Genomic DNA, 13,538 nt, shown 5'->3' with positions numbered 1-13,538 from the left:
AAGTAAGCATAAATAGATTTTTGTAGTGTAATAAAAAAATTATTCAACTATAAATACTAAACATAACAAAAATGAGAATGTTTATATTATTATGTTAATTAAAATGACTCCTTAATTGCTTCTGAAGCTGTATTGAATTTAAAAATGAAACCCTTATCTATGATTTTTCGGGAAGATATTCGACTACCTTCTAATATCATTCCAGAAGCTTCGCCCATGAATAATCGAAGCATAAATGATGGTATTTTTGGAAAAAAGAATGGGCGCTTCATTTCTTTTGCCAAACAGCGCATAAATTCAGCGTTCGAAATATGTTCTGGTGAAACAGCATTATAAACACCTTCCATACTTGTATCTTCAATTGATTTAATATAAAGATTGCATAAATCTTCTAAGTGAATCCAACTAAAAATCTGTTTTCCACTACCAAATGGTGAACCTATTCCAAACCTAACAGGAAGTTTAAGTTTATTAAAAGCATGGCTATTTTTATGGATTACAAATGATGTTCGAAGTACAACAGTACGAATGTTAAGTTCTTTAGTGAAATTAAAAGCAGCAGCCTCCCATTTCTTGCAAGTCCTACTTAAAAAGTCGTTCTTAGCAGGAAAATCATCTTCATTATACACTTTCTCATCAGTGTGCATTCCATAATATCCAATAGCAGAAGCTGATATAAAAATTTCAGGTTTTTTATTTAATTTAATCAATGTATCAAGTATAAGTCTGGAAGTTAGAACACGACTTTCTACAATTTTTTGCTTCTTTTTTCTGGTCCAGACACCTTCACCTAAATTTGAACCTGCAAGGTGAATAATTATATCTGCTTGTTCTAAAGCATCTGAGTCAATTTCACCTTTACGGTAATCCCATCTATATCGTGGAATTTGAGCTTTGACAAAACGCTCTCTACTTAGCCATATTACTTTATAACCCTTATCTAGTAGTAGTTTTGACAACCTACTTCCTATCATACCTGAACCACCGGTAATTAAAACAGTTTTCATAAGATTAGAACTAATTATGATCGTAAGATATATTTAAACAAAAAAAGACGGCATTTGTTGCCGTCTTTACTATATGTAATAAACTATCAGTATCATCTTCTGTTGCCACTCATTGCTATCATTATATAATATAGTAATGTAGCAAGTGAACTAAGCGCTGCAACAACGTAAGTATAACCAGCCCAGCGTAAAGCATCCTCAGCCTGGGAGTGATTGCTTACATCTGTAATGCCAGCACTACTCAGCCAACTCAATGCTCTATTTGTTGCATTTTTTTCAACAGGGAGTGTAATAAAACTAAAAAGTGTTGATAGCCCAAAGATTACAATACCAAACCATAGTAGTAATGGAAATGTCTCTACTAGAATTATACCTAATAATAGAACCCACATTACCCATTTTGAGGTGGAAGATATTATAGGTACTAAAGCAGAACGCATTTTTAAGGGAGCGTATCCCAAAGCATGCTGTAAAGCATGTCCAGTTTCGTGTGCTGCGACTGCAGCAGCTGCTACACTATAGCTATCATAAACAGGCTCACTAAGATTTATTGTCTTTTTTAGTGGGTTGTAGTGATCAGTTAGCGCACCTTTAGTAGAAATTACCTGCACATCATATATTCCATTATCATGTAGCATCTTCTCAGCTACTTCTCTACCTGTCATTCCGTTTCTGAGAGGTATTTTAGAATATCTCTTAAACCTATTTTGAAGACGGGCTTGTACTATCCAACCTAAAAGAGCTATACCAATAAATATAATCCAAATTAATGCCATATAAGTTAGTTTGTAAATCTGTTTAACAGTTTGTTGCTATAATAGTTCATGATATAACGGCAAAAACCATACCAGTACTAAAAATTATATTTATCTTACTATTGTTTGTGCTCTATCTGGACCTAAAGAAACAATTGATATTGGAACTTCCAACTCTGACTCTAAAAACGTAATATAATTATTGAATTCTTCCGGAAATTCGTTTTCAGACTGCATTTTTGACATATCTGTTTGCCAACCGGGCAATTCTATATATACTGGCTCTATATCTCCCGAGATATCGTATGGAAGATTTTCAGTTTCTACTCCATTAATTTTGTAAGCTACACATGCTTTAATTGTCTCAAAACTATCAAGTACGTCACTTTTCATCATAACAAGTTTAGTAACGCCATTAAGCATTATAGTATATCTCAATGATACCAAGTCAATCCAGCCGCAACGACGTGGACGTCCAGTAACGGATCCATATTCATTGCCATTATCACGTAATTTCTGCCCATCTTCATCAAAGAGTTCAGTAGGGAATGGACCACTACCTACCCTTGTGCAATATGCTTTAAATATTCCGAAAACATCACCAATACGACGTGGTGCAATTCCTAAACCAGTACATGCTCCTGCACATACAGTGTTTGAGGATGTTACAAATGGATATGACCCGAAATCTATATCGAGTAATGATCCTTGTGCTCCTTCAGCTAAAACGGAACCACCTTCATTAAGATAATCATTAATAAACTGCTCGCTGTCAATAAACTTATATTCTTTCATTTTTTCAATGCCAGCGAACCAATCAGCCTCTAAAGAATTAAGGTCATATTCAATATTATAATTATCGAGTTCTTTTTTATGACGTTCCACTGCTTTCTGATATTTCACTTTAAAGTTATTCAAAATATCTCCAACTCTTAGCCCGTGGCGTCCTATTTTGTCTGTATATGCAGGACCAATGCCTCTTCCGGTTGTACCTATCTTTTCTTCTCCCATAGCTGTTTCAGATGCAGCATCAAGCAGTCTATGTGTAGGCAAAATTAAATGTGCTTTTTTTGAAATGTATAGTCTGTCTGTCAATTTATGACCACTTTTTTCAAGAGCTTCAACCTCCTGTTTAAATAGAGCTGGATCAATCACAACACCATTACCAATAATGTTCAATTTACCTTCTTGAAAAATACCTGAAGGGATTGATTTCAGAATATATTTTTGCCCCTCAAATTCCAATGTATGTCCGGCATTTGGACCACCTTGAAAGCGTGCCACAATTCCATAATTTGGTGTCAGAACATCAACAATCTTTCCTTTGCCTTCATCTCCCCACTGGAGTCCTAATATAACATCGACCTTCATTTTAAATCTTTTTTTTTGGATGCACTAGTCAACCACTTTCTATTAAATTACTATTTATCTTTAGTTTTATCTTTTACTGAACGTGTAAGTTTTCTTAGTTGCATTTTTTTAGCGTGACTGCATTTGCTACATACTCCATAAATATACATACTATAATAACTTACATTGAATTTTCTTATTTTTTTAAGTTGAGCAGGAGTGAGAATATCATCGTTTTTCATTTCCCAGACCTCACCACAAATTGTACAAATCAGATGATTGTGGTTTTCATTCCCATATGCTCTTTCGTAGTTCGAAATATTACCGCCAAATTGATGTTTTATTACCAGTCCACAGTCCAATAATAGATCAATTGTATTATATAAAGTAGCACGACTAACTCTGAAATTCACTTCAATCATAGATTTATAAAGTGTATCCATGTCAAAATGCCCTTTGGTAGAATATATATGATCCAATATTGCGAATCGTTCTGGAGTTTTACGATGCTTATGCAAAGTTAGATACTCCATAAACTCATTTTTAACCTGTTTCCTCAATTTCAAATTGGCATCCATAATTACAAAATTATTCTATTTTTTCAATTATTCTATGTTTCGACCATCATTTTATTTTTACTTCTGAATGGTTTGTTATGCTATCAATATTTAATCCTACTTTATTGTTTCTGAATGATAAAAGAATGCAGGAATACTTACATCACTCTCATTGTGAAAGGAGTCAGATGTTGTTACATAGTAATAATAAGCTTTTTCATCATTCAGTACTGGAATATAAAGTACATTATCTTTTAAACCTGTAGCAATTATATTTTCTGCTCTATCTATGCTTAAATCATCACTTACACTCCTGTATACATTATATGTTACTCTCTCACCTTCAATTTCTTCCCATTTTAACTCTAAAGTGTCCTTTGTTATTTTTTCAGCACGTAAATCATTTGGTCTGTTTGGGATTGAATCTGATAACCATTTCATCGGAGGTAACTTTGCCGGATGTTCGTATAACTTATTCAGACTATCTAAAATTCCTTTACTATTGGAGAGAATATTTTGTGTTCTAAAGAAAGCTTGCCCATCAACCCGGTTTTTTCTGGCATATTCTACCTGATCTAATATATCATTGGAACTCCATCCTAATTCTATAATCTGATATGCCCCTAATCCGGGTACTAAAATTCTTTCATTACTATTTATCTTCCAATCGTCAAGATATGGGTAAAACAATTCATCTTTATAATACATCATAGGATATAACGCATCATGTTTACCTAGTTTCATCCACTTTCCTGCATCCTGAAAAACGGTCTCAAATGCTGTCCATCCTCTGCCTCTATCATTTATAGTTCTATAGCGACCCAAAGGAGAGCTGCTCACCTGTACCCATGGTTTTTGTTTCTTAACAAAATCGTATACTTTAGTTATGAAACGAGTAATATTATCTCTTCTCCAGTCAGCCCTGGATAAGCCTTTCCCATAAATTCTATAAAGACCATCATCTGGAAACTGGCCTCTATTATCTGGATATCGTATATAGTCGAAATGAATCCCATCAACATCATAATTATTTACTATCTCCTCTACGATAGATATAAGATAATCATCTGTTCTTGGATTGCCTGGGTCAAGAAACCATTCACCTTTGAATTTTTTAGTTATAGTTGGGTTTTTCTTTGTAACTGATTTAGAGCCTAAACTTCTAACATGTCTGTCTCCCCCTAATGGGTATGTCACTATCCATGCGTGACATTCTAAGCCTCTTTTGTGAGCCTCTTCAACGGCAAATGCAAGCGGATCAAAATCATGTTCTCCTTTGTCTCCGGCTGCTATCAATGACGACATCGGTTCAATAACTGATTTATAAAAGACTTCGCCACGTGCACGAACTTGAAACATTACTGTGTTGAAGTTATATTTCTTCAATGAATCAAGTATCGAAATAAGTTCTTTTTTTTGATCTTCCTGACTTTTACTGTTTGTAGGCCAATCAAGTCCATAATTAGTAGTTAACCAAACAGCTCTCACTTCCGTAGCAGGTATTTCGGAGGGGATTACAACAACCGAACTTAATAACAACAGAATGAGCAAAATAAATATTTTGTTCATTAAATCAAGTATCTATATATAATATTATCTACAAATTTAATGTAAAAAATGAAGGATAATTAGTAATTTTCATAAAGTTAACAGTTTTAAAAGTATGACCAATTATTAACGTACAGCTGATATTAATTTTTCCTTATATTTGCAGCTAACTAAAAAGAAATTAATCAAACATGACAAAAAAGAGATGGCTCGCTGTTTACGTTAATATGCATCATGAAAAAAAGGTAAGAAGTAGATTATCTGCCCTGGGGATTGAGAATTTTCTGCCTGTTCAAACAGAGATAAGACAATGGAGCGATCGTAAGAAAAAAATTGAGAAGGTACTTATTCCTATGATGATTTTTGTTCGTGTAGACACTGAAGAACAGCGTATTGTTATAACTCAGCCATCGGTTATCAGATATCTTGTTTTACGTGGTGAGCACTCTCCTACAGTAATTCCTGATGAACAAATGGAGAAGTTTAGATTCATGCTTGATTTTTCTGATAAACCAATTGATTTCAATACCGAAAATTTTGTTCCCGGTGAAAAAGTTAAAGTTATCAAAGGGCCACTTATTGGCTTAGAAGGTGAACTGGTAAATGTAGAAGGTAAATCTATTATTGCTATCAGAATTGATCAACTAGGATGTGCAATTGTAGAGATGAGCAGAAGTATGGTTGAGAAATTAGATTCACAATAGTAGAGATATCTTCTCAAGATAATATGCATCAGTTTCATCAAATGAATCTAGTTTATCACTATCTACATCTAGCACAGCAATAACTTTATTCTCTTTTAAAATAGGTACAACTATTTCAGAGCGTGACATAGAGCTGCATGCAATGTGACCGGGAAATTTATCTACATCAGGTACAATAATTGTTTTTTCTTCTTTCCATGATTTCCCACATACTCCTTTTCCAAAAGCTATATTTGTACAAGCAATTGGCCCTTGAAAAGGTCCCAAGACCAGTCTGTCACCCACTACCCTATAAAACCCAACCCAGAAAAAATCAAATGTCTCTTTCAAAGCAGAAGTGATATTTGCCATATTAGCAATCAAATCATCTTCATTTTCCACTAATGACTCCAATTGCGGGTATAGTGTCTTGTATAATTCTTCTTTTGAAGACCCCTTTGAAATAATTAATTCTTCAGCCATAAATTTTAAAAAAAATCGCGCAAATAGAAGCGCGATTTTAGTTTGTATTTAACTTTATAAATCAGTTATTACCTTACTTATTTTGCCTGTTCTTTGGCTTCCTGAATCATTTTCGCGTTAGGTAAAATAAAAACCTCAACTCTTCGGTTTTCGCTTCTACCTGCTGCAGTACTATTATCAGCAATAGGTTGAGATGAACCAAAACCTTCATAAGACATTCTCTGTCCTGAAACGCCTTTAGAATTTAAATAATTGTAAACTGATTCTGCACGACGCACTGACAAAGGATTGTTGATTGCATCACTTCCTGTACTATCAGTATGACCATAGATCTCAACATCTGTATCAGGGTTATTAAGTAATGAAGTGGCAAATTTGTCAAGAGATGCTCTTGAAGCACTATTTAAAGTACTTGAGTTAGTTGCAAAAAGAATACCTGATTCAAAAGTAACTTTTATTGCTTCCCCTTCATTTACTTTTTCGACTTGAGCTCCTTCAATTTGTTCCAGTTCTGCAGCTTGTTTATCCATTCTATTACCAATGATTGCACCAGCTGCACCACCTACAATTGCTCCTATACCAGCTCCAATTGCTGCTCCACGGCCTCCGCCTGCAATTGCTCCAACGCCTGCTCCTACTGCAGCACCTCCGCCTGCTCCTATGGCTCCTCCCTGAATTGTACGGTTAGCACCGCAACTTGAAATAATGAGAGAGACACCTAACAGCGAAATTGCCATTAATTTTGAAAATTGTTTCATAGTTTTTATTGATTTGGTGAAATATGTTTTTATAAAAAAAGGTTTTAATCAAATAAGTTCAGTGTATCACAATATGCTAGCTCACCAGCTACTATTGCTTCTATCTGTTCGTCGGTAAATTCCCTAACATTGTCTTTACGGGCATTTTCAAAGATGTAATCCAATAATTCGTCTTCATCAATTTCAATTTCAGATTCTTCACTTGCATCAAGAAATCCCTTATCTTCATAAAACTCATAAATCAGATCAACTATATAGTTAATCTCATCATCGGAAAACTCATCCTTCATTTCTTCTGGAAGGTGTTCTTGAATAAATCTCAGGGAATCTTCTTCGTCATATTCAAGTTCTTTCTTTACTTCGCTCATAACAAAACTTTTTAGGTGTGTATTAAGTTAAAACAAATATATAAAAAATAAGTTCACATAAGAATTTCAATCCTACTTCCGATAATTTCGCTTAGCATTTTGCTTTGCTTGTTCACGTGCTTGCTTCTCTTGTAGTTTTTGAGCTTCTTGTAAACGAGCCATAAATCCTGATTTTTTCCTAGGTTTCTTCTTGTTTTCTTCTAATTGTGCTAATATCTTTTCTTCATCTATTACTTTTTTCATAATTAATGTAATTACAATTGTAATCAATGTTGAAAGGAAATAATAGTAGTTTAATCCTGAAGGATAAGAGTTAAGAAAGAAGAACATAAAAACACTCATGAACAAAGGCATATTTTTCATACCAGGCATAGTTTGCTGACCGGTATCCATAGAAGCCATATTATATTTGGTGTATATTACGTTTGTAATTGTCATTAACAAACAAAAGATACTAATATGATTACCTAAAAATCTGGTAATTATTGGAATATTGCCACTCCATGAAATTAATGAGTCAAAAGTAGACAAGTCATCTGCCCATAGAAAACTTTGTTGACGAAGCTCAATTGCTGATGGAAAGAAGAAAAATAGAGCTAACAAGACAGGCATCTGAATAAGCATAGGAAGACAACCACTCATTGGACTAACACCTGCTTTACTGTAAAGCTCCATAGTGGCTTGTTGTCTTTTCATCATCATATCTTGTTCCTGACCCGGGTATTTTTTCTCAATATCTTGAATTTGCGGTCTCAATACACGCATTTTTGCAGATGAAATATATGACTTGTAAGTTAATGGTGATATGATAATTTTGACCATTATAGTCAGAATAAGAATAATAAGTCCCATACCCCAGTTTAAAGTCAAGAAATAGTTAAACACAGGTATTACAAACCATTTGTTTACCCAACTAAGCCATTTATAACCAAGACTAACTATTTCTTCCAGTTCAAGCTTATCTGAATTATTACTTACTCCATCATCATAAGATTTAAGTGTATTATAATGAACCGGTCCGAAGTAGTATTTAAAACCTGCACTTATAAGATCACTTTCTGTACTGATTTCTACTGGAGCCCATACTTCTGCCTTATAGTTCTTTATATATTCAGAATCATTTAGTAATTGTGATGTAAGAATTGTGTTATTAAAAGGTTTATCGGCAATCACTATTGCAGAAAAGTACTGATCTTTAAAAGCGAACCATTTTATTGGATCTGGAAGTTCTTTTTGGTCATTTTTTGATTCACTAAGTTTACTATCATCCTGTTTGTCATACTTGTAATGGATACGAGAATAGCGATTTTCGAATGCACGACCCTTTTCCTGTTGCCTTACTTTTTGTTCCCAGTTTAATTTGAAATTGGCAAGACTTTCTGGATGCAATCCATTTCTCATACCCGAAATACGTATGTCAAAGTCTAACATATATTCGTCTTCAGGAAGAGTGTACACTAAATCAATGTATTGTTCAGATGAGTTCTGTAAGCGCATTATTACAGTTTTACCATCTGCACTTTTTATTGGTGTAAAGTACTCATTTTCTGTAGATATTCTTAAACTATTACGATTGAATAGCTCCAGATTAAAGCGAGACTCCTGATCATTTTCAAAAAGATATAGGCTGTCACCCTTATAATGTAGATATTCTTTCAACTGAACAGATTGAATTTTACCTCCTTTAGTATTTAGCAGCAATCTTATTTTATCATTTTCTAAAACAACAATCTCTTCATTTACTGGCTCATTAGCTAAAATTGTAACTTCTGATGTTGAATCATTTATAGCTTCATTATATGGTGTACCGGCTCTAAAAAAGTCCGATAGACTTGAACCTTGCCCTAATACTGAATCGTCACTCAGTGAAGTACTGGCCTGTTTTGATCCTAATTCTGTTGCAATTTCTGCCTGTTGCGCTTCAACTAATGCTATAGAATCTCGTAGACGTTTCTGTTCTGCTATTTGCTCCTTACTAGGTCTGTTGTATATCGTGAAAGCAACTATGATCGCGGTAATCAACAGTAAACCTATAATCGTATTTTTATCCATTAAATCCTTAGAATTATTTTTTTCTAATTTCTTTTGTAATTGCTGCAGCTGACATGAAACTCATAAATAGTGGATTTGGTGATATAACAGTACTATTATACTCCGGATGGAATTGAGTTCCAATATACCATCTCAAACCAGGAACTTCTACTATTTCCACTAATTCAGAATCTGGATTGATCCCGGTACATTTCATACCTGCAGCTTCAAATTTTGATTTATATTCATTATTAAACTCATACCTGTGGCGATGACGTTCCTGAATTTTCAACTTACCATACGCTTTAGATGCCAATGATCCTTTCTTAAGTATACAATCATAAGCACCAAGACGCATAGAAGCACCCATATTAGTAATATGTTTTTGTTCCTCCATCAGGTCAATAACCTTATCTTCAGCTTTTGGATCCATCTCTGTTGAATTTGCACCGGGCAAATTCAAAACTGATCGTGCATATTCAACAACCATACACTGCATGCCTAGACAGATACCAAAAGTTGGAATATCATTCTCTCTTGCATATTTCAAAGCAATAAATTTACCTTCTATTCCTCTCTGTCCGAAGCCGGGGGCTATGACAATTCCATCAGCATCTTTCAGCTGTTCTGCTACATTCTCTTCAGTAATTTTTTCTGATTGATATAGATCTAAAATCAATTTTCTATCATTATATATTGCAGCCTGAGAAAGAGCTTCAGTAATTGATTTATATGCATCTGGTAGTTCAGCGTATTTACCAACCAACTTAATTTTTACATGTTTTTTAGCATCCTTTCTTTTTTGTAAAAATGCATTCCATGCCTCCATTTTTGGGCTATCACCAGTTGGCAAATTCATCTTTCGCAAAACTACTTCATCCATGCCCTGACGTTGCATCATAGTGGGCACCTCATATATTGTAGAAACATCTACTGACTGCATTACTGCTCCTTGTTCAACATTACAAAAAAGAGCTACTTTATCAAGTATGTCTTTATTTAACTTACGCTCAGTTCGCAATACAAGCATATCTGGCTGTATACCATGAGACTGAAGTTCTTTAACAGAATGTTGAGTAGGCTTGGTTTTTACTTCTCCTGCTGCTGAAATATATGGAACATAAGTAAGATGTATACAATAACAGTTTTTCCCTAGCTCCCACCTTAATTGACGAACTGCTTCCAGGTATGGTGTAGATTCAATATCACCAACTGTACCTCCAATCTCGGATATTACAAAATCAAATTTGTTCTTTATGCCTAAAGATTTAATATTACGTTTGATCTCATCAGTAATATGAGGTATTACCTGTACAGTTTTACCCAGAAAATCACCTCGTCTTTCTTTTAATATTACATTCTGATAAATACGTCCAGTTGTAATATTGTTATCTTTTGTTGTTTGAATATTAAGAAATCTCTCATAGTGTCCTAAGTCAAGATCTGCTTCATGACCATCAACCGTTACATAGCATTCTCCATGCTCATATGGATTTAATGTTCCGGGATCAACATTAATATATGGATCAAATTTTTGAATTGTCACCTTATACCCTCTTGCTTGCAGTAGTTTACCTAGCGACGAAGCAATTATACCCTTTCCTAAAGAAGAAACAACGCCTCCTGTTACAAATATATACTTTGTGTCAGCCACGATTGTGATGTATTATTTATTATTTTTTTGAAGATGCAAAGGTACATATTTTTTAGAACATTGAATAACGATAGTTTGTCAATGTTCAATTATTAGTATGATATATTATTAAGAAAGGTGAAACTTTTTCAGTATAATAATCACATTGGTATGAGATTCATATCTTCACATCGCATAATTTTACCTGGAAAGGCTTGAACAATTGAGTAGTTGTGTGTTGACATTATTACGGCTGTGCCCCTCCCTGAAATATCCTGAAGGAGAGAAACAATCTGACTACCAGTTTCCGGATCCAAATTACCTGTTGGTTCGTCAGCTAAAATAAGTGCTGGAGAGTTAAGTAATGCTCTCGCAATTACTACTCTTTGCTGTTCTCCACCAGATAATTCATGAGGCATTTTATAAGCCTTGTTTTGCATCCCAACCAATACCAGCACTTCATTAATACGGTCTTTGATTTCACGCTTATTTTTCCAGTCAGTTGCGCGAAGTACAAACTCAAGGTTTTTTTCTACTGTCCTATCTATAAGCAGCTGAAAATCTTGAAAAACAATACCAATTTTTCTTCTTAGAAATGGTACATGTCTGCGCTTAATAGATGCAAGTTCATAATCAAAAACACGTGCACTACCATATTCAACAGGCAGCTCAGCATACATACTTTTCATTAGAGTACTTTTGCCTGATCCTACTTTTCCAATTACATACAAGAAGTCACCTCTGTTTACAGTAAGATTGACATTACGAAGAATTATGTTTTCTTCGCGATTTAATTGCACATTTGAGTAGTTTACTATCTGTTCTTCAATCATTATTTAATAAATTGTATCGTCAGCGGATATTTCCAGTACTCGCCGTTATAGGCTTTTACTGTAGCGATAATAACTAAAATAACATACAATAGACCAATAATTATCGCGATTGGAATACCAATAATCGTAATAGCAGCTACTGCTGCATAAATCACATAACTAATCATAAAATTAAGAATATTCTTACCATGCAAATCTACGTTTACATTAATATCCTTATTGGCAATCCACATAATTATCGGGACTATAAAACCAGCACATGGAACGATTACTCCTGCAAACTGAGATAAATGCATAAGCATTATGTAGGTGTTTTCTGTCATTCCGAATAGAGGCCTTTTCCCGGAGCCAATTGAAGTATTATTAAGGATTTTCTCTTTCTCGCGCTGGTATTCCTCCTCTGTAATACTCCCTTTCTCTCTTAATTCATCAAGGATTTTTAAATCTTCATAATTCATCTTTCTGATTTTTTTAGGAATAATAATCAAAGATCATAATTAGTTTTGAAGTAATCTATCTATTGTTTCAACCATATGGTTAAACTCTTCTTCTTCAAACAATCGGGTTAGCATTACAATTTTACCTTCTTTATCAATTATAACATTACGTGTTATCCCGGCATTAGCCTCAGCATATAAACTAAATATTCCGGCATCAGGATCAAGACCGATAGGATATGTAACTTTTGTAGCTTCAATTAATTCTTCAATTTTTTCTACAGGCTCCTCTCTATCGATCCCATAAAGTGCGAACTCAGGATTATTTTTGTGGCGTTGCCAGATTCTTGACTCAATATGAGGCATTTCTTTTCTACAAACTCCACACCAACTCGCAGTAAACTGTAACATTACAACTTTACCTCTTAAAGAAGAGAGTTTTACTATATTCCCATCTGGTAGTTGCATGTCAAAATCAGGAGCCATTTCTCCTACATTAACCAAAAATTGATAACCTTCGGTTTTGTTTTGTTTCTCTTCTGCATTCACTGACTCTACACTTTCTATTTGGTTAGAGTCTGATTTACTACTTGAAGAATTGCCGCATGACATCAGTAATAGAACTATAAAAGAGATAAATAAATTTTTAACCATAATATACTATTTTACACAAAGATAATTTTTTTCCAGAATTATACTCTTCTCCTTAAGAAAATAACAGCTATAACTGTTGCAACCAGAGATCCTAAAATATCAGCAATCCAATCCCCTAACTCAGCACTTCGTGTAGGGAAATAATATTTCTGTAATAATTCAATTACACCTCCATATATTACTGGTATCAGTAAACCCCAAAACATCCATCTTATAAAAATAGGTTTTTTATTGTGTAATTTATAATAGTCATATAAAGAAACAGCCGATAACAGAAAAAACATTCCAAAATGAACAATTTTATCCCAAGAAATTCCCTCTGGCATTTGAGGAACACTATTAGAAGGGATTAAACAGGTACCTATAAAAATCAACAGACTTATTAATATGGGAAGTAATGTATAACGTAGTAGTATTTTCATAATTTTGTTTTAAAACCAC

15 protein-coding genes are annotated in these 13,538 nt (G+C 34.0%); 1 reads left to right on the top strand and 14 read right to left on the bottom strand.

Translation table 11 applies throughout. The annotated features are described in order from the left end of the window. Window positions 1-98: 98 nt before the first annotated feature. The 5 genes from BN1354_RS03140 to BN1354_RS03120 form a co-directional block, all read right to left on the bottom strand. The gene (locus BN1354_RS03140; RefSeq protein ID WP_053826216.1) at window positions 99-1,007 is read right to left on the bottom strand and encodes a TIGR01777 family oxidoreductase; all 909 of its coding nucleotides are present in this window, start codon (window positions 1,005-1,007) and stop codon (window positions 99-101) included. A gap of 92 nt (window positions 1,008-1,099) precedes the next feature. After that, window positions 1,100-1,783 carry a zinc metallopeptidase gene (locus tag BN1354_RS03135; RefSeq protein WP_053826215.1) on the bottom strand — a complete coding sequence of 228 codons (684 nt, stop codon included), beginning with the start codon at window positions 1,781-1,783 and terminating at the stop codon, window positions 1,100-1,102. A 90-nt stretch (window positions 1,784-1,873) separates the two neighbouring features. After that, window positions 1,874-3,133: an adenylosuccinate synthase gene (locus BN1354_RS03130; RefSeq protein WP_053826214.1), complete on the bottom strand. Its 1,260-nt coding sequence runs from the start codon at window positions 3,131-3,133 to the stop codon at window positions 1,874-1,876. A gap of 50 nt (window positions 3,134-3,183) precedes the next feature. Beyond that, on the bottom strand, window positions 3,184-3,690 hold the full coding sequence (locus tag BN1354_RS03125) for a Fur family transcriptional regulator (protein ID WP_045089755.1): 507 nt from the start codon (window positions 3,688-3,690) through the stop codon (window positions 3,184-3,186). Between the two features lie 96 nt (window positions 3,691-3,786). Then, on the bottom strand, window positions 3,787-5,238 hold the full coding sequence (locus tag BN1354_RS03120; RefSeq protein WP_045089756.1) for a glycoside hydrolase family 10-like protein: 1,452 nt from the start codon (window positions 5,236-5,238) through the stop codon (window positions 3,787-3,789). Between the two features lie 170 nt (window positions 5,239-5,408). Between BN1354_RS03120 and BN1354_RS03115 the strand changes: the two genes are divergently transcribed. Further along, the gene (locus BN1354_RS03115) at window positions 5,409-5,921 is read left to right on the top strand and encodes a UpxY family transcription antiterminator (RefSeq protein WP_045089757.1); all 513 of its coding nucleotides are present in this window, start codon (window positions 5,409-5,411) and stop codon (window positions 5,919-5,921) included. Here the strand turns inward: BN1354_RS03115 and BN1354_RS03110 are convergent. The 9 genes from BN1354_RS03110 to BN1354_RS03070 form a co-directional block, all read right to left on the bottom strand. Continuing rightward, window positions 5,913-6,383, bottom strand: a complete 471-nt coding sequence (locus BN1354_RS03110) for a GAF domain-containing protein (protein ID WP_045089758.1) — start codon at window positions 6,381-6,383, stop codon at window positions 5,913-5,915. The two genes, BN1354_RS03115 and BN1354_RS03110, sit on opposite strands and share 9 nt — an antisense overlap. 77 nt (window positions 6,384-6,460) lie before the next feature. Next, complete coding sequence (locus BN1354_RS03105) at window positions 6,461-7,141, bottom strand: YiaD family glycine zipper/OmpA-like lipoprotein (protein ID WP_053826213.1); 681 nt, start codon at window positions 7,139-7,141, stop codon at window positions 6,461-6,463. Between the two features lie 44 nt (window positions 7,142-7,185). Further along, window positions 7,186-7,509 carry a hypothetical protein gene (locus BN1354_RS03100; protein WP_045089760.1) on the bottom strand — a complete coding sequence of 108 codons (324 nt, stop codon included), beginning with the start codon at window positions 7,507-7,509 and terminating at the stop codon, window positions 7,186-7,188. 72 nt (window positions 7,510-7,581) lie between these two features. Beyond that, on the bottom strand, window positions 7,582-9,561 hold the full coding sequence (gene yidC / locus BN1354_RS03095) for a membrane protein insertase YidC (RefSeq protein ID WP_053826212.1): 1,980 nt from the start codon (window positions 9,559-9,561) through the stop codon (window positions 7,582-7,584). Window positions 9,562-9,574: 13 nt separating this feature from the next. Then, window positions 9,575-11,194, bottom strand: a complete 1,620-nt coding sequence (locus BN1354_RS03090) for a CTP synthase (protein ID WP_045089762.1) — start codon at window positions 11,192-11,194, stop codon at window positions 9,575-9,577. A gap of 140 nt (window positions 11,195-11,334) precedes the next feature. Further along, complete coding sequence (locus tag BN1354_RS03085) at window positions 11,335-12,006, bottom strand: cell division ATP-binding protein FtsE (RefSeq protein WP_045089763.1); 672 nt, start codon at window positions 12,004-12,006, stop codon at window positions 11,335-11,337. Further along, window positions 12,006-12,464: a magnetosome magnetite crystal formation protein family gene (locus BN1354_RS03080; RefSeq protein ID WP_045089764.1), complete on the bottom strand. Its 459-nt coding sequence runs from the start codon at window positions 12,462-12,464 to the stop codon at window positions 12,006-12,008. Before BN1354_RS03080 ends, BN1354_RS03085 begins: the two co-directional genes overlap by 1 nt. 39 nt (window positions 12,465-12,503) lie before the next feature. Next, window positions 12,504-13,097 carry a TlpA family protein disulfide reductase gene (locus tag BN1354_RS03075; RefSeq protein WP_082331525.1) on the bottom strand — a complete coding sequence of 198 codons (594 nt, stop codon included), beginning with the start codon at window positions 13,095-13,097 and terminating at the stop codon, window positions 12,504-12,506. Window positions 13,098-13,135: 38 nt separating this feature from the next. Beyond that, entirely contained in the window at window positions 13,136-13,519 is a 384-nt protein-coding gene (locus BN1354_RS03070) for a VanZ family protein (protein WP_045089765.1), read from the bottom strand. Between the last annotated feature and the right edge of the window lie 19 nt (window positions 13,520-13,538).

It is taken from the genome of Lascolabacillus massiliensis (genome assembly GCF_001282625.1).
Taxonomy (GTDB): domain Bacteria; phylum Bacteroidota; class Bacteroidia; order Bacteroidales; family Dysgonomonadaceae; genus Proteiniphilum; species Proteiniphilum massiliensis.
This window is presented reverse-complemented; position numbering and strand designations above follow the sequence as displayed.

Bases quoted from the DNA above. Each gene is read 5' to 3' on its own strand.
- BN1354_RS03140 (WP_053826216.1), bottom strand. From the start codon at position 1,007: ATGAAAACTGTTTTAATTACCGGTGGTTCAGGTATGATAGGAAGTAGG.
- BN1354_RS03135 (WP_053826215.1), bottom strand. From the start codon at position 1,783: ATGGCATTAATTTGGATTATATTTATTGGTATAGCTCTTTTAGGTTGG.
- BN1354_RS03130 (WP_053826214.1), bottom strand. From the start codon at position 3,133: ATGAAGGTCGATGTTATATTAGGACTCCAGTGGGGAGATGAAGGCAAA.
- BN1354_RS03125 (WP_045089755.1), bottom strand. From the start codon at position 3,690: ATGGATGCCAATTTGAAATTGAGGAAACAGGTTAAAAATGAGTTTATG.
- BN1354_RS03120 (WP_045089756.1), bottom strand. From the start codon at position 5,238: ATGAACAAAATATTTATTTTGCTCATTCTGTTGTTATTAAGTTCGGTT.
- BN1354_RS03115 (WP_045089757.1), top strand. From the start codon at position 5,409: ATGACAAAAAAGAGATGGCTCGCTGTTTACGTTAATATGCATCATGAA.
- BN1354_RS03110 (WP_045089758.1), bottom strand. From the start codon at position 6,383: ATGGCTGAAGAATTAATTATTTCAAAGGGGTCTTCAAAAGAAGAATTA.
- BN1354_RS03105 (WP_053826213.1), bottom strand. From the start codon at position 7,141: ATGAAACAATTTTCAAAATTAATGGCAATTTCGCTGTTAGGTGTCTCT.
- BN1354_RS03100 (WP_045089760.1), bottom strand. From the start codon at position 7,509: ATGAGCGAAGTAAAGAAAGAACTTGAATATGACGAAGAAGATTCCCTG.
- yidC (WP_053826212.1), bottom strand. From the start codon at position 9,561: ATGGATAAAAATACGATTATAGGTTTACTGTTGATTACCGCGATCATA.
- BN1354_RS03085 (WP_045089763.1), bottom strand. From the start codon at position 12,006: ATGATTGAAGAACAGATAGTAAACTACTCAAATGTGCAATTAAATCGC.
- BN1354_RS03080 (WP_045089764.1), bottom strand. From the start codon at position 12,464: ATGAATTATGAAGATTTAAAAATCCTTGATGAATTAAGAGAGAAAGGG.
- BN1354_RS03075 (WP_082331525.1), bottom strand. From the start codon at position 13,097: ATGGTTAAAAATTTATTTATCTCTTTTATAGTTCTATTACTGATGTCA.
- BN1354_RS03070 (WP_045089765.1), bottom strand. From the start codon at position 13,519: ATGAAAATACTACTACGTTATACATTACTTCCCATATTAATAAGTCTG.